Origin of the sequence: Pseudomonas sp. (genome assembly GCF_032058845.1) — a bacterium.
Taxonomy (GTDB): Bacteria; Pseudomonadota; Gammaproteobacteria; order Pseudomonadales; family Pseudomonadaceae; genus Aquipseudomonas.
The window spans coordinates 38,669-59,932 of the sequence record NZ_DAMCCR010000007.1 but is presented as its reverse complement, the minus strand read 5'-3'; the positions used below and the strand labels follow the sequence as shown (position 1 = coordinate 59,932).

18 protein-coding genes and 1 tRNA gene are annotated in these 21,264 nt (G+C 61.7%); 16 read left to right on the top strand and 3 right to left on the bottom strand.

All coding sequences use genetic code 11. The features are described from left to right. Positions 1 to 123 precede the first annotated feature (123 nt). The 7 genes from apaG to RT028_RS02755 all read left to right on the top strand — a co-directional run bounded on the left by apaG (position 124) and on the right by RT028_RS02755 (position 8,196). Positions 124 to 504 carry a Co2+/Mg2+ efflux protein ApaG gene (gene apaG / locus RT028_RS02785; RefSeq protein ID WP_312932220.1) on the top strand — a complete coding sequence of 127 codons (381 nt, stop codon included), beginning with the start codon at positions 124 to 126 and terminating at the stop codon, positions 502 to 504. Further along, a complete protein-coding gene (locus tag RT028_RS02780) occupies positions 504 to 1,370 on the top strand; it encodes a symmetrical bis(5'-nucleosyl)-tetraphosphatase (RefSeq protein WP_312932217.1) in 867 nt (288 codons plus the stop codon). The genes apaG and RT028_RS02780 overlap by 1 nt, the downstream gene beginning before the upstream one ends. Positions 1,371 to 1,381: 11 nt before the next feature. Beyond that, a complete protein-coding gene (glpE, locus tag RT028_RS02775; RefSeq protein WP_312932216.1) occupies positions 1,382 to 1,711 on the top strand; it encodes a thiosulfate sulfurtransferase GlpE in 330 nt (109 codons plus the stop codon). A gap of 281 nt (positions 1,712 to 1,992) precedes the next feature. Further along, entirely contained in the window at positions 1,993 to 3,915 is a 1,923-nt protein-coding gene (locus tag RT028_RS02770; RefSeq protein WP_312932214.1) for a PrkA family serine protein kinase, read from the top strand. A gap of 141 nt (positions 3,916 to 4,056) precedes the next feature. Further along, positions 4,057 to 5,331, top strand: coding sequence for a YeaH/YhbH family protein (locus RT028_RS02765; protein WP_312932213.1), 1,275 nt, complete (start codon positions 4,057 to 4,059; stop codon positions 5,329 to 5,331). After that, positions 5,328 to 6,896, top strand: coding sequence for a SpoVR family protein (locus tag RT028_RS02760; protein WP_312932211.1), 1,569 nt, complete (start codon positions 5,328 to 5,330; stop codon positions 6,894 to 6,896). The genes RT028_RS02765 and RT028_RS02760 overlap by 4 nt, the downstream gene beginning before the upstream one ends. Before the next feature lie 61 nt (positions 6,897 to 6,957). After that, positions 6,958 to 8,196, top strand: coding sequence for a multifunctional CCA addition/repair protein (locus RT028_RS02755; RefSeq protein WP_312932209.1), 1,239 nt, complete (start codon positions 6,958 to 6,960; stop codon positions 8,194 to 8,196). Between the two features lie 39 nt (positions 8,197 to 8,235). Here RT028_RS02755 and folK read toward each other — a convergent pair whose 3' ends face one another. Together folK and folB are read right to left on the bottom strand one after the other, a co-directional pair. Continuing rightward, on the bottom strand, positions 8,236 to 8,745 hold the full coding sequence (gene folK / locus RT028_RS02750; protein WP_312932207.1) for a 2-amino-4-hydroxy-6-hydroxymethyldihydropteridine diphosphokinase: 510 nt from the start codon (positions 8,743 to 8,745) through the stop codon (positions 8,236 to 8,238). Further along, complete coding sequence (gene folB, locus RT028_RS02745) at positions 8,736 to 9,092, bottom strand: dihydroneopterin aldolase (protein WP_312932205.1); 357 nt, start codon at positions 9,090 to 9,092, stop codon at positions 8,736 to 8,738. The genes folK and folB overlap by 10 nt, the downstream gene beginning before the upstream one ends. A gap of 74 nt (positions 9,093 to 9,166) precedes the next feature. Here folB and plsY point away from each other — a divergent pair, with 74 nt between their 5' ends. Beyond that, positions 9,167 to 9,736: a glycerol-3-phosphate 1-O-acyltransferase PlsY gene (gene plsY, locus RT028_RS02740; RefSeq protein ID WP_312932203.1), complete on the top strand. Its 570-nt coding sequence runs from the start codon at positions 9,167 to 9,169 to the stop codon at positions 9,734 to 9,736. A gap of 44 nt (positions 9,737 to 9,780) precedes the next feature. On the opposite strand, the gene tsaD is transcribed toward plsY, so the two are convergent. Further along, positions 9,781 to 10,806, bottom strand: a complete 1,026-nt coding sequence (gene tsaD, locus RT028_RS02735) for a tRNA (adenosine(37)-N6)-threonylcarbamoyltransferase complex transferase subunit TsaD (RefSeq protein ID WP_312932197.1) — start codon at positions 10,804 to 10,806, stop codon at positions 9,781 to 9,783. 202 nt (positions 10,807 to 11,008) lie between these two features. Between tsaD and rpsU the strand changes: the two genes are divergently transcribed. The 8 genes from rpsU (at position 11,009) to RT028_RS02695 (ending at position 21,175) form a co-directional block, all read left to right on the top strand. Beyond that, positions 11,009 to 11,224, top strand: coding sequence for a 30S ribosomal protein S21 (gene rpsU, locus RT028_RS02730; protein ID WP_002551877.1), 216 nt, complete (start codon positions 11,009 to 11,011; stop codon positions 11,222 to 11,224). 290 nt (positions 11,225 to 11,514) lie between these two features. Beyond that, on the top strand, positions 11,515 to 13,512 hold the full coding sequence (gene dnaG, locus RT028_RS02725; RefSeq protein WP_312932194.1) for a DNA primase: 1,998 nt from the start codon (positions 11,515 to 11,517) through the stop codon (positions 13,510 to 13,512). Positions 13,513 to 13,579: 67 nt separating this feature from the next. Continuing rightward, positions 13,580 to 15,430, top strand: coding sequence for an RNA polymerase sigma factor RpoD (gene rpoD / locus RT028_RS02720; protein ID WP_312932187.1), 1,851 nt, complete (start codon positions 13,580 to 13,582; stop codon positions 15,428 to 15,430). 177 nt (positions 15,431 to 15,607) lie between these two features. Next, positions 15,608 to 19,351: an EAL domain-containing protein gene (locus RT028_RS02715; protein WP_312932185.1), complete on the top strand. Its 3,744-nt coding sequence runs from the start codon at positions 15,608 to 15,610 to the stop codon at positions 19,349 to 19,351. 15 nt (positions 19,352 to 19,366) lie between these two features. Continuing rightward, positions 19,367 to 19,443: transfer RNA gene (locus RT028_RS02710), tRNA-Ile, on the top strand. A 353-nt stretch (positions 19,444 to 19,796) separates the two neighbouring features. Beyond that, positions 19,797 to 20,387 (top strand): acyltransferase, encoded by a 591-nt coding sequence (locus RT028_RS02705; protein ID WP_312932183.1) that lies wholly within the window; start codon positions 19,797 to 19,799, stop codon positions 20,385 to 20,387. Positions 20,388 to 20,456: 69 nt separating this feature from the next. Next, positions 20,457 to 20,840 carry a hypothetical protein gene (locus RT028_RS02700; protein ID WP_312932181.1) on the top strand — a complete coding sequence of 128 codons (384 nt, stop codon included), beginning with the start codon at positions 20,457 to 20,459 and terminating at the stop codon, positions 20,838 to 20,840. Next, on the top strand, positions 20,837 to 21,175 hold the full coding sequence (locus tag RT028_RS02695; protein WP_312932179.1) for a ribosomal protein L7/L12: 339 nt from the start codon (positions 20,837 to 20,839) through the stop codon (positions 21,173 to 21,175). The genes RT028_RS02700 and RT028_RS02695 overlap by 4 nt, the downstream gene beginning before the upstream one ends. Positions 21,176 to 21,264: the final 89 nt, after the last annotated feature.

Below are 21,264 nucleotides of genomic sequence, written 5' to 3'. Positions count from 1 at the left end.
TGATCCGCACGCGGGGCCTGCCCCGCGACCTGCGCGGCCCGCCAGCCGGCTGGCCGCCGCGACCTGCAATGACCTAGACTGCACCCATTGCCCTCCCCGCCTCACTCTGTCCAAGGCCCTTGCATGTCCGATCCCCGTTACCAGATCGACGTCAGCGTCGTGACCCGATACCTCAAAGACCAATCCGACCCCGACACCCAGCGTTTCGCCTTCGCCTACACCATCACCGTGCAGAACACCGGCAATGTCAGCGCCACCCTGATTTCACGTCACTGGCTGATCACCAACGGCGATGGCGAAGTCGAAGAGGTCCGCGGCGCTGGCGTCGTCGGGCAACAGCCGATGATCGCGCCGGGCCATTCGCATACCTACAGCAGCGGCTCGGTGATCGCCACGAAGGTGGGCATCATGCAGGGCAGCTATCAGATGCTGGCCGAAGATGGCACCCAGTTCGACGCCATGATTGCCCCGTTCCGCCTTGCCGTGCCCGGAGCCCTGCACTGATGGCGGTGTACGCGGTCGGTGACCTGCAGGGCTGCCTGCAGCCGCTCAAGTGCCTGCTGGAACGGGTTCGCTTCAACCCCGCGGTCGATCGCCTGTGGCTGGTCGGTGACCTGGTCAACCGCGGGCCCGAGTCGCTGGCAACTCTGCGCTTCCTTTACGCGATGCGCGATTCGCTGGTGTGCGTGCTGGGCAATCACGATTTGCACCTGCTCGCCGCCTGGCACAACGTCGAGCGCCTGAAAAAAAGCGATACCCTGCGTGAGATTCTCGAGGCGCCAGACGCCGATCAGCTGCTGCACTGGCTACGCCAGCAGAAGCTGCTGCACTACGACGAGGCGCGTGGCGTGGCGATGGTCCATGCCGGTATTCCACCGCAATGGACGTTGGGCACCGCGCTGGCGTTGGCGGCCGAGGTCGAGCAGGTGTTTCGCGATGATCATCGCCTCAAGCTGTACCTCGATGGCATGTACGGCAACGAGCCGAACAAGTGGAGCAAGCAGCTGACCGGTGTCGAGCGCCTGCGGGTGATCACCAATTACTTCACACGCATGCGTTTCTGCACGGCGCAAGGCAAGCTCGACCTCAAGAGCAAGGAAGGCCTCGACACCGCGCCCAAGGGCTTCAGGCCCTGGTTTACCCACAAGGAGCGGCGCTCGCGGCACGTCAAGATCATCTTCGGCCACTGGGCCGCCCTCGAAGGCCGCGTCAGCGAGCCTGGCATCATTGCGCTGGACACCGGCTGTGTGTGGGGCGGCGCCATGACCCTGTATAACGTCGACAGCGGTGAATACCACCGCTGTGATTGCGCCGAGGGCGGGGCCATGCGCCCCGCTGAGGCCCCCGCCCAACCTGACCCTCAGCCCTGAAGGAGACATCCATGAGCGAATTCAAGCGAATCCCCCCTGAACAGGCGCACAGCTTGCGTGAGCAAGGCGCCGTGGTGGTCGACATCCGCGACACACAGGCCTTCGCTGCAGGGCACATCGTCGGTGCCCAGCACCTGGACAACCATTCGGTGGCTGACTTCATCCGCGCCGCTGACCTCGACGCACCGACCCTCGTGGTCTGCTACCACGGCAACTCCAGCCAAAGCGCCGCGGCCTACCTGATCCAGCAGGGCTTCTCCGACGTCTACAGCCTCGATGGTGGCTTCGAGCTGTGGCGCAACACCTATCCCGCCGACATCGCTCAGGGCATCGCCGAATAAATTTTTCTTTGTGACGCCAGCCCGCGCTCCCTGCGGGCTCCCGCCTCTACGGATGAACGGTCAAGTGGCTGTTCTTCCCCTACCGACCTTGACCTTGCGCAGAACCAACTATCCTTACAGGCAGGCCATCCAAACAGGGGAGAGCCGGTACACCGCCGCGCGGGTCATCGGTAGCGTTTCAAGGGTGTTCTGGGGGGTAACAGCAAGCGGTCTCGCCGCCTGTATGCCAGCATCAGCTGATTGATCCGACGTCGGCTCCACGTATCGAGCGAGGTGACGTCATGAGCATTTTTAGCCACTTCCAACAGCGTTTCGAGTCCACGCGGCAGGAGGAACTCTCGCTTCAGGAGTACCTCGAGCTGTGCAAGGCGGACCGTAGCGCCTATGCCTCGGCAGCCGAACGATTGCTGCTGGCCATCGGCGAGCCGGAATTGATCGACACCTCGGCCAACTCAAGGTTGTCGCGGATCTTCTCCAACAAGGTGATTCGCCGTTATCCGGCGTTTGCCGACTTCCACGGCATGGAAGAATGCATCGAGCAGATCGTTTCCTACTTCCGTCACGCCGCTCAGGGGCTCGAGGAAAAGAAACAGATCCTTTATCTGCTCGGCCCCGTCGGCGGTGGTAAATCGTCGCTGGCTGAAAAACTCAAGCAACTCATGGAAAAGGTGCCCTTCTACGCGATCAAGGGCTCGCCGGTGTTCGAGTCACCGCTCGGACTGTTCAACGCAGCGGAAGACGGCGCCATCCTGGAAGAGGAGTACGGCATCTCCCAGCGTTACCTGAGCACCATCATGTCGCCATGGGCCACCAAGCGCCTGCAGGAATTCGGCGGTGACATTTCCAAGTTCACGGTGGTCAAGCTCTATCCCTCGATTCTCAATCAGATCGCCATCGCCAAGACCGAGCCCGGCGATGAGAACAACCAGGATATTTCGGCGCTGGTCGGCAAGGTCGATATCCGCAAACTCGAAGAATTCCCTCAGAACGACGCCGACGCCTACAGCTATTCGGGCGCGCTGTGCCGGGCCAACCAGGGCCTGATGGAATTCGTCGAAATGTTCAAGGCGCCGATCAAGGTGCTGCACCCCTTGCTCACGGCGACCCAGGAAGGCAACTACAACAGTACCGAAGGCCTGGGTGCGATTCCCTATACCGGGATTCTGCTGGCGCACTCCAACGAATCGGAATGGCACACCTTCCGCAACAACAAGAACAACGAAGCTTTCATCGACCGTATCTACATCGTCAAAGTGCCGTATTGCCTGCGCGTCAGCGATGAAATCAAGATCTATGACAAGCTGCTGGTCAACAGCTCGCTGGCCAAGGCCCACTGCGCGCCTGACACGCTGAAGATGCTCGCGCAATTCACTTCGCTGTCACGGCTCAAGGAGCCGGAAAACTCCAACATCTATTCGAAGATGCGCGTGTACGACGGCGAAAACCTCAAGGACACCGACCCCAAGGCCAAGTCGATCCAGGAGTACCGCGATTCGGCCGGTGTGGATGAGGGCATGAACGGGCTTTCGACCCGTTTTGCCTTCAAGATTCTTTCCAAGGTATTCAACTTCGACCCCCACGAGATCGCGGCCAACCCGGTGCACCTGCTCTATGTGCTGGAACAGCAGATCGAACAGGAACAGTTCCCCGCCGAAACCCGCGAGCGCTACCTGCGTTACCTCAAGGAATACCTGGCGCCGCGCTACATCGAGTTCATCGGCAAGGAAATTCAGACGGCCTACCTGGAATCCTACAGCGAGTACGGCCAGAACATCTTCGACCGCTATGTGCTGTACGCCGACTTCTGGATTCAGGACCAGGAGTATCGCGATCCGGAAACCGGCGAAATCCTCAATCGCGTGGCATTGAACGAGGAGCTGGAAAAGATCGAGAAGCCCGCCGGGATCAGCAACCCGAAAGACTTCCGTAACGAGATCGTCAACTTCGTGCTGCGGGCCCGCGCCAACAACAACGGCAAGAACCCCAGCTGGCTCAGTTACGAGAAGCTGCGGGTGGTGATCGAGAAGAAAATGTTCTCCAACACCGAAGACCTGCTGCCTGTGATCAGCTTCAACGCCAAGGCCAGCAAAGAGGACCAGAAAAAACACAACGACTTCGTCACGCGCATGGTGGAACGCGGCTATACCGATAAGCAGGTGCGCCTGCTCTCGGAATGGTACCTGCGGGTCAGGAAATCGCAGTAACGCGGCAAGCGATAAGCCGCACGCATCAAGTTACCTGGCGCCCAGTTCACACCCGGCGCCCTGGCTTGGCGCAGCGGTGGCTGCTTTTTCTTGCAGCTCGAGGCTTATGGCTTGCAGCTGCTTCCAGCTACCGGAGGAACCATGAGCTATGTAATCGACCGACGCCTGAACGGCAAGAACAAGAGCACGGTCAATCGCCAGCGCTTCTTGCGGCGTTACCGTGACCATATCAAGAAGGCGGTGGAAGAGGCCGTCAGCCGGCGCTCCATCACGGATATGGAACACGGTGAGCAGATCAGCATTCCGGGGCGCGATATCGACGAACCGGTGCTGCACCATGGCCGGGGCGGCAAACAGACCGTCGTTCACCCAGGCAACAAGGAATTCACTGCGGGCGAACACATTGCCCGTCCGCAAGGCGGTGGCGGCAGCGGCAGTGGCCGCGGCAAGGCGGGTAATTCCGGCGAAGGCATGGACGAGTTCGTGTTCCAGATCACCCAGGAAGAGTTCCTCGAGTTCATGTTCGAGGACCTTGAGCTGCCCAACCTGGTCAAGCGCCATCTGAACGGTACCGACACCTTCAAGACCGTGCGCGCCGGTGTCAGCAGTGAGGGCAACCCCTCCCGCATCAATATCGTGCGCACCCTGCGCTCAGCCCATGCCCGGCGCATCGCACTCACCGGCAGCAGTCGCGCGTTGCTGCGCGAGGCTCAGGCAGAACTGGCCCGGCTCAAGGTCGAGGAGCCAGACAACTTCACCGATATCCAGGCCGTCGAAACAGAAATCGAACGGCTGCGTGCGCGCATCAATCGTCTGCCCTTCCTCGACACGTTCGACCTCAAGTACAACTTGCTGGTCAAGCAACCCAACCCCAGTTCCAAAGCGGTGATGTTTTGCCTCATGGACGTGTCCGGCTCCATGACGCAGGCCACCAAGGATATCGCCAAGCGCTTCTTCATCCTGTTGTACCTGTTCCTCAAGCGCAATTACGACCGCATCGACGTGGTCTTCATCCGCCACCACACCAGCGCCCGGGAAGTGGACGAAGAGGAGTTTTTCTATTCCCGGGAAACCGGCGGCACGATCGTTTCAAGCGCCCTGAAGTTGATGCAGGAAATCATGGCCGAGCGTTATCCCACCAATGACTGGAACATCTACGCCGCTCAGGCCTCGGACGGCGACAACTGGAACGACGACTCGCCCATCTGTCGGGATATCCTCGCCAAACAGATCATGCCCCACGTTCAGTACTACACCTATGTCGAGATCACGCCGCGTGAACACCAGGCGTTGTGGTACGAGTACGAGCGCATGGGTGAAGCCTTCCCAGACACCTTCGCCCAGCAACAACTGGTCTCGGCCGGTGACATCTACCCGGTCTTCCGTGAACTCTTCCAGCGCAGGTTAGCCACATGACCGCCAGAGCCCAGAGACGCCAGCCCATTTCCACCGGGTCCGAATGGACATTCGACCTGATCCAGACCTATGACCGGGAAATCAGTCGCCTGGCCGCCCGCTATGCGCTGGACACCTACCCCAACCAGATCGAAGTGATCACGGCCGAGCAGATGATGGATGCCTATGCCTCGGTGGGTATGCCGCTGGGCTATCACCATTGGTCGTACGGCAAACAGTTTCTCAGTACCGAGAAGTCCTATACGCGCGGCCAGATGGGGCTGGCCTATGAAATCGTGATCAACTCCGATCCGTGCATTGCCTACCTCATGGAAGAAAACACCATGTGCATGCAGGCACTGGTCATAGCCCACGCCTGTTATGGCCACAACAGTTTCTTCAAGGGCAACTACCTGTTCCGCACATGGACCGATGCCACCTCGATCATCGACTACCTGGTGTTTGCCAAGCAGTACATCAGCCAGTGTGAAGAGCGCCACGGTATCGATGCGGTGGAAGACCTGATCGATTCCTGCCACGCATTGATGAACTACGGGGTCGACCGCTACAAACGCCCGTACCCCATTTCGGCCGAAGAAGAGCGGCGCCGGCAGAAAGAGCGGGAAGAATACCTGCAACGGCAGATCAACGACCTGTGGCGCACCATTCCCAAAAGCGCCGACAAGGGGGATGACAAGGACTTCGCGCGCTTCCCGGCCGAGCCGCAGGAAAACATCCTCTACTTCATCGAGAAACACGCCCCGTTGCTGGAACCCTGGCAGCGGGAAGTGGTGCGTATCGTGCGCAAGATCGCGCAGTACTTCTATCCACAGCGTCAAACCCAGGTGATGAACGAGGGCTGGGCGACGTTCTGGCATTACACCCTGATGAACGACCTGTACGACGAGGGCCTGGTCACCGAAGGCTTCATGATGGAGTTTCTGCAGTCACATACCAGCGTGGTGTTCCAGCCTGGATTCGACAGCCCGTACTACAGCGGCATCAACCCGTACGCGCTCGGTTTTGCCATGTACACCGACATCCGTCGCATGTGCGAGCACCCTACGGATGAAGACCGTCACTGGTTCCCGGATATTGCCGGCAGCGACTGGCTGTCGACCCTGAAGTTCGCCATGAGCAGCTTCAAGGACGAGAGTTTCATCCTTCAATACCTGTCGCCCAAGGTCATGCGTGATCTGAAGCTGTTCAGCATCCTGGATGACGATCAGCGCGATGACCTCCTGGTGCCGGCCATCCACGACGAAGATGGGTACCGGACCATCCGCGAACAGCTGGCAGCGCAGTACAACCTGGGCAATCGCGAGCCGAACGTGCAGATCTGGAGCATCGATCGCCGCGGCGACCGGTCACTGACGCTGCGCCATCAACAGCACAACCGCAAGCCACTGGGCGAGTCCACCGGGGAAGTCTTGCGCCATCTGCACCGCCTGTGGGGCTTCGACATTCACCTCGAGACCGTGCAAGGCGAACAGGTCATGAAAACCCACCATATGCCGCCGCGCAGCGAACATGGCGAAAGCGTCGAGTACGGGCGCATGGACCTGGCGATGCCCCGCCACCCCTGAGAGGGAAATGCCTCCCGTACAGCTCACGCGGTATGCTGGGCGCCGTACTGGAGGCTTTTTCATGCACATTTACAAAGTTGGCGGCGCTGTGCGCGACCGCCTGCTCGGCCTGGCCGTCAGCGATATCGACTGGCTGGTGGTGGGCGCCAGCGTCGAAGACATGCACGCACAGGGTTACCGGCCGGTGGGCGCCGACTTTCCCGTGTTCCTGCACCCAACCACCGGTGAGGAATATGCGCTGGCCCGTACCGAGCGCAAGACTGGCCGCGGTTATGGCGGCTTCACCTTTCACGCCAGCCCCGAGGTGACCCTCGAAGAAGACCTGATCCGCCGCGACCTCACCATCAATGCCATGGCCGAAGATGCGCAGGGGACGGTCTATGACCCGTACCACGGCCAGCACGACCTGCATGCGCGCCTGTTGCGCCACGTATCCCCCGCCTTTGCCGAAGACCCGTTGCGCGTGCTGCGTGTGGCGCGTTTCGCCGCACGTTACGCTCCGCAAGGATTCCACGTGGCCGACGAGACGCTGGCGCTCATGCGCCAGATCAGTGAGTCGGGCGAGCTGCAGGCGCTGACCGCCGAGCGGAGCTGGAAAGAAATCGAGCGGGCGCTGATGGAGGCGCAACCCGAGGTGTTCATTCAGGTGCTGCGCGACTGTGGTGCGCTGCAAGAGCTGATGCCGGAGGTCGACGCCTTGTTCGGGGTCCCGCAGCCTGCTGCACACCACCCGGAAATCGACAGCGGTGTGCACACCCTGGCCGTGCTGCAGCAGGCAGCGCTACACCAGCAGCCCTTGCAGGTGCGCTGGGCCTGCCTGCTGCATGACCTCGGCAAGGGCACCACGCCACAGGCGCAATGGCCTCGACACATCGCCCATGAGCACCGTGGAGTGAAGCTGATCAAGGCGGTCAACCAGCGCTTCAAGGCGCCACGGGACTGTCAGGAACTGGCGCTGCTGGTCGGCGAGTACCATACCCATGGACACCGTGCCCTGGAGTTGCGGCCAGACACCCTGCTGGAGCTGTTGCAGACGTTCGACGTGTATCGACGGCCCCAGCGTTTCGACGATTTCATCGCCGCGTGCGAGATGGACGCACGGGGTCGGCTGGGCTTGGAAAAGCTGCCTTATCCACAGGCTGACTACCTGCGTGCGGCGGCCTCTGCTGCGCGCGGGACCAGCGCGCAGCACTTGATCGAGCAGGGCCTTCAGGGCAAGGCGTTGGGCGATGCAATCAAGCGCGAACGGTTGAACGCGCTGAAGGCGTTCAAGGCGCAGTACGCCGCATCGAACGAATAACGGCGGGCAGCGCCTGATCCGACCCGGATCAGGCGCCTGTCACAACTGCGTCAGTTGCTGTCCGTGCCACTCGAAGGGCACCGGCGCCAGCACCTGTTGGATGTCAGCCTCCTGCCACAACTGCGCCATGCTTTTACCCACCAGCGGATGTTGCAAGTCCGGGGCAAGCAGAGACAACGGCCACAGCACGAACGCGTTTTTCAGAATTTCGGCCCGGGGCAATACCAGGCCATCGAAGCTCCCGTGCCAATCGCGGTACATCAGCACGTCGATGTCCAGCGGCAGCCCCTTGCGCTCCGGGGCATAACGCCCGTTGTCGGCTTCGATGAGTTTCAGGCGGCGATCCAGCTCGAGCAACGGCAGGGCGGTCTGCCCCGTGACCACCAGGTTGATGAACGGACCACTCTTGATCCCGACCGGGTCGCTCTCGAAGACCGCCGAACAGCGCATGCCGGTGAGGATGCCGGCCAACGCATCAAGCCCAGCGCCCAGATGCCGCTCACGGTCGACATTGCTGCCGAGCCCCAGGTATACCGTGCTCAGAGACATCCGCGCTCGATCTCCACGCCAACACCACCACGGGCAGCCGCAATGGCACCGGGCTTGGTGACTTTCAGGCGCATCCAGGTGATGCCGAACTCGGCCATCAAGCTTGCGGCCAGGCGCTCGGCAAAGGTTTCCACCAGCTCGAACCGCGCCTGCTCGGCGAAGGCCTGGATGCGCGTGGTGACGGTGGCGTAATCGAGCGTCAGGCTCAGGTCATCGCCGGCGGCGGCCGGGCGGTTGTCCCAGGCGAAACTCAGGTCCAGGCGCAGGCACTGGCGAATGTCCCGCTCCCAGTCATAGGCGCCAATGACGGTATCGACCTCCAGGCCCTCGATGAACACTCTGTCCAAGCACTTCTCTCCACAGCACGACAAGGGCGACGGGCGCCGTTAGAATCGGGGCGACCTCGCCCGGAATAGTTAGCATGTTTTGGTTTTTGGCACTGCTCGCCTACCTGCTTGGCTCGCTGTCCTTCGCCATCGTCCTCAGCCGGTTGACCGGTAGCCCGGACCCACGCCTGGGCGGTTCGGGTAACGCCGGCGCTACCAACATGCTGCGCCTGGCAGGACGCCGAATGGCGATCCTGACCCTGTTGGGCGACCTGTGCAAGGGCATCTTGCCGGTGGTCCTGGCCAGGCTGGCTGGGCTCGACCTCCAGGCACAAGCCTGGATCGGCCTGTGCGCTGTGGGCGGCCACGTGTTCCCGGTGTATTTCCGCTTTCAGGGCGGCAAAGGCGTCGCGACCGCGGCAGGCATGCTCATGGTGGTGTATCTGCCGGCCGCCCTTCTGGCCATCGGGGTCTGGGCGCTGACGTTGTACCTGAGCCGCACAAGCTCGCTTGCCGCCTTGATCGCCACGCCACTGACCCTGCCGCTGCTGGCCTGGCACCAACCCGAGGCGCTGCTGCCGACTGCCGTGCTGACCCTGCTGATCGTGTGGAGCCACCGCAACAATTTGCGTGCTTTGCTCGCAGGCCATGAGCGGCACTTCTGAACGCCGAACACCGCCGGTAGCCCCTGCCCCCGAGCGCCAGGCCCTCAGAGCGGCGGCAATTGCTCCATGGGCCAACGTGCCTGCACACTGATCGCCAGGTCCTGGCGCTGCCCGGCCAGCAACCGCTGGCAACCGGCGTAGGCGATCATGGCACCGTTGTCGGTACAGAACTGGGGCCGGGCGTAATAGACGTTACCCTTCAAGCCCGCAAGCATGTCTTCGAGTGACTGCCGCAAGGCCGTGTTGGCGCTGACGCCACCGGCGATGACCAGGCGCTTGAGGCCGGTCTGCTGCAGGGCGCGCTTGCACTTGATGGTCAGCGTCTCGACCACGGCCTGCTGGAACGCCAGCGATATGTCGCAGCGGGTCTGCTCGGTGTCGTCGCCTGCCGCGCAGCACTGCTGCCAGGTGTTGAGCGCAGACGTCTTGAGGCCGCTGAAGCTGAATTCCAGCCCGGGTCGATCGGTCATCGGCCGTGGGAATCTGAAACGCCCCGGCGTACCGCTCTGCGCCAGGCGCGCAATTTCAGGCCCCCCCGGGTAATTCAGGCCGATCAGCTTGGCGGTCTTGTCGAATGCCTCGCCGGCAGCATCGTCCAGGCTTTCACCCAGCAACTGGTATTGGCCAATGCCATCGACCCGTACCAGCTGCGTGTGGCCACCGGAAACCAACAAAGCGACGAACGGAAACTCCGGTGGCTGCGCCTCGAGCATCGGCGCCAGCAGGTGGCCTTCCATATGGTGGACACCGATGGCCGGCACGTCCCAGGCAAAGGCCATCGCCTGGGCGCAGGAGGCACCGACCAACAAGGCGCCGACCAGGCCCGGGCCTGCGGTATAGGCGATGGCGTCGATGTCGCTCGCGGCGCGCCCGGCAGTGCTCAAGACCTCGCGAATCAAGGGCAGCATGCGCTTTACATGGTCACGCGAGGCCAGCTCGGGCACCACCCCGCCATAGACGCGATGCAGGTCGATCTGGCTGAACAGCGCGTCGGCCAGCAGGCCTTGCTCGCTGTCGTATAATGCGACGCCGGTCTCGTCGCAGGATGTTTCCAAGCCCAGTACTAACATGGGTATGTGCCTTGTGGAGGCTGAATTCGAAGCGGCGCATGATAGTCGCCGTGCCAAGTGCCGACTAGCGGTTTTCGATCAGAGGCTTTGCATTCCTGCTGGCTACGGGGTAACATCCGCAACCCTTGAAAACCGACGTTCTCCAGCACACCTTGTTTTGCCAGGAGTACGTCTACCCCGGTAACGAATAAGGTAGCTCTGGATGCCAGCCGTCAAAGTTAAAGAGAACGAACCCTTCGACGTCGCTCTGCGTCGTTTCAAGCGCTCCTGCGAAAAAGCCGGTGTATTGGCTGAAGTTCGTAGCCGCGAGTTTTATGAGAAGCCGACTTCCGAGCGCAAGCGTAAGGCAGCAGCTGCTGTCAAGCGTCACGCCAAGAAGGTTCAGCGCGAACAGCGCCGCGCCGTTCGTCTGTACTAATACAGACGTCTGTCGCAACGCTTCTGCCAAAGCCCGGCCCTGTGCCGGGCTTATGGCAGTTGTAGTTTCAAGCCTTGGGCCATGCGCCCTGGGTGCCCCGGCAAAAGCCATGGGCAAGCTGTCACACCACGTCAGACCTGATCCCTGATCAGTTGTGCACGTCTCCTGACGAGCCTTTCGAGGCTGCCGACGCGCACGCTCTACCCCGTATTCCCTTTCTTTTTCATCACTGGCCGCAACGTCCGCGCGCGAGCGTTTAGACTTGCCAGTAGCCAGATGACGAGACCGCCATGGCCGGGCTGATTCCGCAGAGTTTCATTGATGACCTCCTGAACCGCACCGATATCGTCGATGTGGTGAGCTCGCGCGTGCAGCTCAAGAAGACCGGCAAGAACCTGTCTGCCTGCTGCCCGTTCCACAAGGAAAAGAGCCCTTCGTTCACGGTCAGCCCGGACAAACAGTTCTATTACTGTTTCGGCTGTGGTGCCGGTGGCAACGCGCTGGGCTTCATCATGGACCACGACAACCTGGACTTCCCCCAGGCGGTCGAAGAACTGGCCCGCGCGGCCGGCATGGAGATTCCGCGCGAAGAAGGCCGGCGCAACCAGAAGCCCCGCCAGCCGACCGACTCGCCGCTGTACCCGCTGCTGGAAGCGGCCGCCGAGTTCTTCCGCCAGGCGTTGCGCAACCATCCGACGCGCAAGTCGGCGGTCGAGTACCTCAAGGGTCGCGGGCTGTCTGGCGAGATCGCCCGCGATTTCAGCCTCGGCTTCGCACCGCCCGGCTGGGACAACCTGCTCAAGCACCTGGGCGCTGACACGCTGCAGCAAAAGGTCATGATCGACGCCGGCCTGCTCATCGAGAATGCCGAAAGCGGCAAGCGCTACGACCGTTTCCGCGACCGCGTGATCTTTCCGATCCGTGACAGCCGCGGTCGGGTCATCGCCTTTGGCGGCCGCGTGCTGGGCGACGACAAGCCCAAGTACCTCAACTCACCGGAAACCCCGGTCTTTCACAAAGGCCAGGAACTGTACGGCCTGTACGAGGCGCGCAAGCACCATCGCAATCTCGACGAGATCATCGTCGTCGAAGGCTACATGGACGTCATCGCCCTGGCCCAGCAAGGGTTGCGCAATGCCGTGGCAACGCTCGGCACCGCCACCAGCGAGGAACACCTCAAGCGCCTGTACCGTGTGGTGCCGAGCGTGCTGTTCTGCTTCGATGGCGATCAGGCTGGGCGCAAGGCGGCCTGGCGCGCGCTGGAATCGACCCTGTCCAGCCTGCAGGACGGCCGCCGCGCGCGCTTTCTGTTCCTGCCAGAAGGCGAGGACCCGGACAGCCTGGTTCGCGCAGAGGGCACCGATGCCTTCCACGCTCGCATCAATCAGCACGCTCAACCGCTCGCCGATTATTTCTTCGAGCAGTTGAGCAACGAAGCCGACCCCCGCTCGCTGGAGGGCAAGGCCCACCTGGCCACGCTGGCTGCACCACTGATCGAAAAAGTGCCCGGTGCCAACCTGCGCCAGTTGATGCGCAATCGGCTGCGCGAAATCACCGGCCTGGACCCACAGCAGGTCGAGCAACTGGCGCAGAGCGCGCCGGTGGCCACCGCCCCCGATTACGACCCGGGCTATGACTACGACGCCATGGCCAGCTTCACGCCCGACTACGGCGATCTGGCGCCGGTCGAGCAGTACGGCGGCCATCAGGAACAGCGCCCCTGGACCCAAGACAAGCCGCAGGGCAAGAAGCAATGGCAGGACAAACCTTGGAAAAAGGGCGGCAAACCCTGGCAGCGCGGCGATCAGCGCGACCCGCCACCGCGAGTGCCGGCTCCCGTGGAACCGCCCACCCTGTCGGCGCTGCGCACCTTGATTCATCATCCGCTACTGGCGGGCAAGGTCGAGAACGCCAGCCACTTCGCTGACGAAGAACATGTCTACAGTCAGTTGCTGGTGGCCTTGATCGAAGCGGCGCAGAAGAATCCTCGACTAAGCTCGATGCAACTCATCGCTCGCTGGCACGGCACCGATCAGGGTCGATTGCTACGGGCCCTGGCCGAAAAGGAGTGGTTGATTGATGGCGAAAACCTTGAACAACAGTTCATTGACACCATAACCAGTTTGTCCGCTCGCCAGCGCGAGCGAAGGCTTGAACATCTGATGAAGAAAGCGCGTCTAAGCGATAACGGCCACGGCCCAGCGCTCACCAGCGAAGAAAAAACCGAGCTGGTGGCCTTGCTCATTCGTCATGTTCCAGCACAAACCCCGACCTCAACTGGCGCGTGAGGTCCATGCTCGGGTATAATCCTCGGCTTGTTTTTTGCCCGCCAAGACCTTCAGTGGATAGGGTGTTATGTCCGGAAAAGCGCAACAGCAGTCTCGTATCAAAGAGTTGATCACTCGTGGTCGTGAGCAGGGTTACCTGACTTACGCGGAGGTCAACGACCACCTGCCGGAGGATATTTCAGATCCGGAACAGGTGGAAGACATCATCCGCATGATCAACGACATGGGGATCAACGTATTCGAGAGTGCTCCGGATGCGGATGCCCTTCTGTTGGCGGAAGCCGACACCGACGAAGCTGCGGCCGAAGAAGCTGCAGCGGCGTTGGCGGCCGTTGAAACCGATATTGGCCGTACGACCGACCCGGTGCGCATGTACATGCGTGAAATGGGTACCGTCGAGCTGCTGACCCGCGAAGGCGAGATCGAAATCGCCAAGCGCATCGAGGAAGGCATCCGCGAAGTCATGGGCGCCATCGCTCACTTCCCGGGCACCGTCGATCATATCCTCAGCGAATATGAGCGCGTGACCACCGAGGGTGGCCGCCTGTCCGATGTGTTCAGCGGTTACATCGACCCTGACGACGCCATTGCCACGCACGGTGATGAAGCGCCTGTTCCCAATGCCAAGTCTGCCGACGCCAAGAAGGACGACGACGAGGAAGAGGACGGCGACGACAGCGACGACAGCGAAGACGAAGTCGAGAGCGGCCCTGATCCAGAGCTGGCCCGTCAGCGTTTCGGCGCCGTTGCCGAGCAACGCGATGCCACCCTGAAAGTGCTCAAGAAGCACGGTCGTGCACACAAGGACAGCCTGGCGGCCATGGTTGCGCTCGCCGAACTGTTCATGCCGATCAAGCTGATTCCCAAGCAGTTCGAGGCGTTGGTTGAACGCGTTCGCGGTGCACTGGAACGTCTGCGTGCCCAGGAACGCGCCATCATGCAGCTGTGTGTGCGTGATGCCCGTATGCCGCGTGCCGACTTCCTGCGGCTGTTCCCCAGCAACGAAACCGACCAGACCTGGAGCGGTGACCTCGCCAAGCGCAGCACCAAATGGGCAGCGGCCCTGGGTGAGAAAGACGCGGCCATCGTGGCGTGCCAGCAGAAGCTGATCGATCTCGAGAAAGAGACCGGTCTGAGCGTTGCCGAGATCAAGGACATCAACCGCCGCATGTCCATCGGCGAGGCCAAGGCCCGTCGCGCCAAGAAGGAAATGGTCGAGGCGAACCTGCGTCTGGTGATCTCGATTGCCAAGAAGTACACCAACCGCGGCCTGCAATTCCTCGACCTGATCCAGGAAGGCAACATCGGCCTGATGAAGGCGGTGGACAAGTTCGAATACCGCCGCGGCTACAAGTTCTCGACCTATGCCACCTGGTGGATCCGTCAGGCGATCACTCGCTCGATCGCCGACCAGGCCCGCACCATCCGTATTCCGGTGCACATGATCGAGACGATCAACAAGCTCAACCGCATTTCCCGGCAGATGTTGCAGGAAATGGGTCGCGAACCGACCCCGGAAGAGCTGGGCGAGCGCATGGAGATGCCTGAGGACAAGATCCGCAAGGTGTTGAAGATCGCCAAAGAGCCGATCTCGATGGAAACGCCGATCGGTGACGACGAAGACTCGCACCTGGGTGATTTCATCGAGGACTCGACCATGCAGTCTCCGATCGATGTGGCCACGGTCGAAAGCCTCAAAGAGGCGACCCGCGATGTCCTGTCCGGCCTGACCGCTCGCGAAGCCAAGGTGCTGCGCATGCGTTTCGGTATCGACATGAACACCGACCACACGCTGGAAGAGGTCGGCAAGCAGTTCGACGTCACCCGCGAGCGGATTCGTCAGATAGAGGCCAAAGCGCTGCGCAAGCTGCGCCACCCGACGCGGAGCGAGCATCTGCGCTCCTTCCTCGACGAGTGATGAAAAACCCCGGCCCAGGCCGGGGTTTTCTTTTGTGCCACAGCATCACCGGCCTCCCTTCAGCGGTCACGTTCCCAGACTCGCCAAACGCCTGCTCCAGCAAACGTCAGATGGGCCAAACGCCCCGCCAATGCCGGGCTACACTCGAATTCAAATCATCTTGATCGAGACCCCGCCATGCGGTTGCTGCCGGCCCTTGTAGTGCTGTTTATTGCCACCTGGACGGCAAACGCCGGCGCCCTCACGCTCACTGAACAAGAAAAGGCCTGGCTCACCACCCATCCGCAGTTGCGCCTGGGCAGCGACAGCGCGTGGCCGCCGTTTGAATTCCGCGATGCCAAGGGTCAATACCAGGGCCTGTCTGCCGAATACACGGCACTCATCGAGCAGCGCCTTGGCGTAAAGATCATGCCCGTTGCGCCGAGTGACTGGTCACAGATGCTCGAACGCGCCCGGCACAATCAGCTCGACCTGCTCGCCGGCATCATGTCCACCCCCGAGCGGCAGAGCTATCTGTCATTCACCCGGCCCTACCTCGACTTCCCCATCGTGATCCTGGCGCACAAGGGCGGGCCTCAACCGCGCACCCTCGAGGATCTGTACGGCCTGAAAATCGCCGTGGTCGAGAATTACGCCCCGCATGAACTGCTGCGCACCCACCACCCCGACCTCAACCTGGTGGCCATGCCCAACGTCAATTCGGTCCTCCAGGCCTTGGCCACAGGCCAGGTGGATGCCGTGGTCGGCGATCTTGCCTCGAGTATCTGGAGCTTGCGCGAATCGAAGCTCGATGGCCTGCATGTCAGCGGCCAGACGCCCTACCGCTATCAACTGGCCATGGCCGTACCCCGCGAGAACGCCATCCTGGTGGCGATCGTCGACAAGGTGCTGGCCGACATGTCACCTGCCGAGGTCAACGAGATCCAGCAGCGCTGGGTTGCCGATGTGCTCGACCAACGCAGCCTGTGGAGCGACGTGCTGATCTACGGCCTGCCGGCCCTGCTGCTGGTTGCCGTACTGGCGGTGGTGATCCGCATCAACCGCCGGCTGAGCTCGGAAATTTCCCGGCGCATCGCGCTGGAACAGGAATTGCGCAGCAGCGAATACCACTACCGCAGCCTGGTCGAAAGCCTGTCGGCAATCGCCTGGGAGGCCAATGCCCATGACTTCACCTACAGCTACGTTTCGCCCCACGCCGAAGACCTGCTGGGCTATCCGCTGAAGGAGTGGCTCAAACCCGGTTTCTGGCGCAGCATCCTGCATCCCGACGACGCGCTCTGGGCGCAGAACTATTGCGACAGCGAGACCGCTGCCGGGCGCCACCACAGCCTCGACTACCGCGTGATCCGCGCCGATGGCCGCGCCCTGTGGGTGCGCAACATCGTCAGCATGATCAAACAGGGCCACACGCCTTTGATGCGTGGACTGATGATCGACATCAGCGAAACCAAACGCACCGAGCACGCCCTGCGGCTCTCGGAGCAGAAGTTCGCGTCGGTCTTCGAGCAGTGCCCTGACATCCTGGTGATCGCGCGGCGTAGCGATGGCCGTCTGCTGGAGGTCAACGAGGCGTTCGAGGAACAGATCGGTCTGGCCCATACCGAAGTAATCGGACGAACCGCGACCGAACTCGGCCTCTGGGAGCTTGACGGCAACGATGTCGGATTGCTCGAACGCCTTCATCAAGGTGGCATCCGCAACCTGGAAATGACCTACCGGCGCAGTAACGGCCAGCGCTTCACAGGCCTGACGTCCGCAGAAACCTTCGACCTGGACGGCACGCTGGCACTGGTGGTTGCGGTGCGCGACATCAGCCAGCTCAAGGAAACCCAGGAGCAGCTGCAAACCTCCGAAGAGAAATTCGCCAAGGCCTTCCACGCCTCCCCCGACGGCCTGCTGTTGTCACGCCAGAGCGATGGCCTGCTGATCGAGGTCAACGAAGGATTCTGCCGCCTCACCGGCTATGACCTGCACCCTTTGCAAGACAATCAGACCGCACTGGATCTGGGCATCTGGGTCGACCTCGCCGAGCGCCGGCGCCTGATCGAGCACCTGAAGCGCGATGGCTTCGTGCGCGACTTCAGCTGCCTGATTCGGCGCAGCGATGGTCAGATCCGTCTGTGTGAGATGTCCGCCAGGCCGCTGCCGATTGCCGGCGTCGACTGCATGCTGACCATCGTGCGCGACATCACCGAACGGCACCTGATGCAGGAAAAACTGCAACTGGCCGCCACGGTGTTTGAAAACACGGCCGAAGGCGTGCTGATCACCGACACCGAGCAACACATCAGTGCCGTCAACCGCGCCTTCAGCGAGATTACCGGCTACAGCGAGATCGAAGCCCTTGGGCAAACACCACGGCTGCTTGCCTCAGGCCACCATGACAGCGCTTTCTATGCGGCGATGTGGCATCAGCTGACTGCAAAGGGCCACTGGCAAGGCGAGATCTACAACCGGCGCAAGAACGGCGAGATGTATCCGGGCTGGGTCACCATCAGCGTGGTGCGTAACCATGAGCGCGAGATCACCCATTTCGTGTCGGTGTTCGCCGACATTTCCAGCCTCAAGCACGCCCAGGCCAAGCTCGACTACCAGGCCCACCATGACCCGCTCACCGGCCTGCCCAACCGTGCGTTGTTCGAGAACCGCCTGCAGGCCGCGCTGTCCTGTTCACAAGGCACCAGCCATCAGGGCGCGGTGCTGTTTCTCGACCTCGACCGCTTCAAACACATCAATGACAGCCTGGGCCACCCGGTGGGCGATCTGCTGCTCAAAGGCATCGCCCAGCGCCTCAAGGAACAGGTGCGCGACGTCGACACCGTGGCGCGCCTGGGCGGTGACGAGTTCATCATCCTGCTGCCCGGCCTGCACCGCCCCAGCGACGCCAGTGCCATCGCCAACAAGCTGCTGGCCTGCTTCGTCGCCCCGTTCCAGGCCGGCGAACACGAGTTCTTCACCAGTGCCAGCATCGGCATCAGCCTCTATCCGCAAGACGGCAGCGACGTCGCCAGCCTGATCCGCAACGCCGACGCTGCCATGTACCGCTCCAAGGCCAAGGGCCGCAACCGCGTCGAGGCCTACACCCGCGACCTCACCGCCCAGGCCAGCGAGCGCATTGCCCTGGAGCACGAACTGCGCCGGGCCATCGAGCGCGATGAACTGAGCCTGTGCTACCAGCCCAAGCTCAGCCTCAAGACGCAAACCCTGGTCGGTGCCGAAGCGCTGATCCGCTGGCACCACCCGACCTTTGGCGAAGTGCCGCCCGAACACTTCATTCACCTGGCCGAGGACAACGGCAGCATCCTGCAGCTCGGCGATTGGGTGCTGGAGCAGGCGTGCAAGCAGATGCACCTGTGGAAAACCCAGTACCTGCCCTTCGGCCCCCTCTCGATCAACCTGGCCGGCGCCCAGCTGCGCCAGCCCAACCTGGCCAAGCGCATCGAACAGCTGCTGCACACCTACCAGCTCGAAGCCGGCGACCTGCAACTGGAGATCACCGAAAACTTCATCATGAGCCAGGCCGAAGAAGCCCTGGCCGTGCTCGACCAGCTCAAGGAGCTTGGCGTGCAACTGGCCATCGATGACTTCGGCACCGGCTATTCCTCGCTCAGCTACCTCAAGCGCCTGCCACTGGACATCCTCAAGATCGACCAGTCCTTCATCCGCGGCCTGCCCGAAGACGCCCACGACGCCGCCATCGCCCGCGCCATCATCGCGCTCGGGCGCAGCATGCAACTGACCATCATTGCCGAGGGCGTAGAGACGCAGGCGCAGCAGCAGTTCCTGGCAGCCGAGGGATGCGAGCAGATTCAGGGCTACATCGTCAGCTTGCCGCTGCCAGCACGCGAATTCGCGGCGGTGTTTCTGCGCTTGGCCCTGGCAGATCTTTCAGATGGCACCGCCGCGCATCCGCCGGTATAATCCCGCCTCCTTCTGGGGCCTATAGCTCAGTTGGTTAGAGCAGAGGACTCATAATCCTTTGGTCCACGGTTCAAGTCCGTGTGGGCCCACCAATCTTGAAAGCCGCGCATTGCGCGGCTTTTTCATGTCCGGCCGAAAGTCGCTGAAGCAGTGCTGCCACACTGACCAACCGGCAGCCAACGCCCGAAACACAGTGTTCGCACCACGCCTGGTCAAGCCCAGCCCGGGCAGCGCTGTTGACCCGCTGTTGCCTCGTACCTACGGTGTGTCCACCGCTCAGCCATCGCCTAAAGGCACTCTGTAACTCGCGCCCTCCCCGCCCAGCAACAATGGCCTCGCAACAATCAAGCCTGTATCAGGTCAACATTCCGAATCCGTGCGCGCGGGCGATTGTGCCGCAACGCCCCACACCTGATCGACGTCCATCCACTCAAGGAGACCTTCCATGCAACGACTGCTAGCCATTCTGCCTTTGTCCCTGCTCCTCACCGCGTGTGGTCAGAGCACGCCCTCGGAAGGCGACATCACCGCGGCGGTGTCCGAAAAAATCGACCGAAAAGGCTGCGCGACGTCCACGCTGTTCAAGCGCTTCCCCATCCCGCAGTCCACCGCCGGCAGCAATCAGGCGATCCTCAAGCCGTTCACGGACATCGGCTTCGTTGCCGAAAACGCAGGTGCCTATCAGCTTACGGAGAAGGGCAAGGCGGCCTACGATGCGGAAGAATCTGGCTTCTGTTACACCGACAGCTACCGGATCAGCGATGTCAAAGTGATCGGCGAGGAAGCGGCGAGCGACCTGCCACCGGCGTTGTCCGGCGCCTGGACGGTGAGCTTCAATGTCGCACCCACCAACGTCGATGAGTGGGTGAAGAATCCTGCAATCATTCAAGCGGCAAGCCTTGCTTCGCTGGAAAAGATCGTTGAGCCGACGTCTTTCAAAGTTCGCGTTGCCAGGGAAAAGGGCAAGGATGAGCTGATCGTGGCAGACCCCACCTTCAGCTTCACGCCAGGGATTCACTTCAATATGGGATGGTAATGGCACGTCTGGGCGTAGGGGTTCTACAGGGCCTCTGCGATCAGCTTTTTTCAATGACCGAGGGTGCCCATGCCACGCTTCACTGAAGCGCTCGAAGCCTTCCTGACGCAACGCACCGTCGTCGGCGACACCGCGCTGCCGATGCACTATGCCCACGTCGAATGCCTGGAGGCGTTCCAAGTGGGTTTCCGCACTCACGGCCATACCGGTGCGAGCCTCGTGTCTGAGACAGCGGGCGACTGGCATCCGGATTGGTACGTCATCGCACTCACCGGACTGGACGACCCCATCTTCATCGCGGCCTCTGGAGCTGAACAGGGTTACCCCGTTTACACCGCAGTCCACGGTGCCGGGCGGTGGGATGCGGTGCGAATAGCGCCAAGCCTTGAACAGTTCGGCCGGCTTTGCAGGCGTTGGCAGCGGCGGCGGATGACGACCACTTCAACACCTTGATCGAAACCGAGGCTGATGCGACGAATGCCTTCTGGCAGGAGGTCATCGAAGCACGCGCGAGTGCTGCGGATCAGTTGGAGATACCGCCCGAAAGCAGCGATTACTCATCGGCTGATTTCGATATGTGCGATTTGATCGTGACGAACATGGGCCCGCAGAAGTTGCGCGTGGTCCAACTCGTCAGCAAACGCCTCGGCTTGTCGTTAAAGGACACACTGGCACGTACTGACGCGCTGCCCTTCACGGCCGCCCGCGGCGTGAAGAAGCCGTTGCAGGCGCTGGCCAATCAACTTTCCGCGCTGGGGGCGATCGTCGAACTGAGCACGAAGAGCTAACGTAAACGCCGCACTCAAGCGCAATGCTGCTCAATCAAGCTGAATTCATGTCATTTGGGGCTGCTTCGCAGCCCATCGCGGCTGAAGCC

What these genes read in the sequence shown, in the direction of transcription:
- apaG (WP_312932220.1), top strand. Translation starts at nt 124, where the DNA reads ATGTCCGATCCCCGTTACCAGATCGACGTCAGCGTCGTGACCCGATAC.
- RT028_RS02780 (WP_312932217.1), top strand. Translation starts at nt 504, where the DNA reads ATGGCGGTGTACGCGGTCGGTGACCTGCAGGGCTGCCTGCAGCCGCTC.
- glpE (WP_312932216.1), top strand. Translation starts at nt 1,382, where the DNA reads ATGAGCGAATTCAAGCGAATCCCCCCTGAACAGGCGCACAGCTTGCGT.
- RT028_RS02770 (WP_312932214.1), top strand. Translation starts at nt 1,993, where the DNA reads ATGAGCATTTTTAGCCACTTCCAACAGCGTTTCGAGTCCACGCGGCAG.
- RT028_RS02765 (WP_312932213.1), top strand. Translation starts at nt 4,057, where the DNA reads ATGAGCTATGTAATCGACCGACGCCTGAACGGCAAGAACAAGAGCACG.
- RT028_RS02760 (WP_312932211.1), top strand. Translation starts at nt 5,328, where the DNA reads ATGACCGCCAGAGCCCAGAGACGCCAGCCCATTTCCACCGGGTCCGAA.
- RT028_RS02755 (WP_312932209.1), top strand. Translation starts at nt 6,958, where the DNA reads ATGCACATTTACAAAGTTGGCGGCGCTGTGCGCGACCGCCTGCTCGGC.
- folK (WP_312932207.1), bottom strand. Translation starts at nt 8,745, where the DNA reads ATGTCTCTGAGCACGGTATACCTGGGGCTCGGCAGCAATGTCGACCGT.
- plsY (WP_312932203.1), top strand. Translation starts at nt 9,167, where the DNA reads ATGTTTTGGTTTTTGGCACTGCTCGCCTACCTGCTTGGCTCGCTGTCC.
- tsaD (WP_312932197.1), bottom strand. Translation starts at nt 10,806, where the DNA reads ATGTTAGTACTGGGCTTGGAAACATCCTGCGACGAGACCGGCGTCGCA.
- rpsU (WP_002551877.1), top strand. Translation starts at nt 11,009, where the DNA reads ATGCCAGCCGTCAAAGTTAAAGAGAACGAACCCTTCGACGTCGCTCTG.
- dnaG (WP_312932194.1), top strand. Translation starts at nt 11,515, where the DNA reads ATGGCCGGGCTGATTCCGCAGAGTTTCATTGATGACCTCCTGAACCGC.
- rpoD (WP_312932187.1), top strand. Translation starts at nt 13,580, where the DNA reads ATGTCCGGAAAAGCGCAACAGCAGTCTCGTATCAAAGAGTTGATCACT.
- RT028_RS02715 (WP_312932185.1), top strand. Translation starts at nt 15,608, where the DNA reads ATGCGGTTGCTGCCGGCCCTTGTAGTGCTGTTTATTGCCACCTGGACG.
- RT028_RS02705 (WP_312932183.1), top strand. Translation starts at nt 19,797, where the DNA reads ATGCAACGACTGCTAGCCATTCTGCCTTTGTCCCTGCTCCTCACCGCG.
- RT028_RS02700 (WP_312932181.1), top strand. Translation starts at nt 20,457, where the DNA reads ATGCCACGCTTCACTGAAGCGCTCGAAGCCTTCCTGACGCAACGCACC.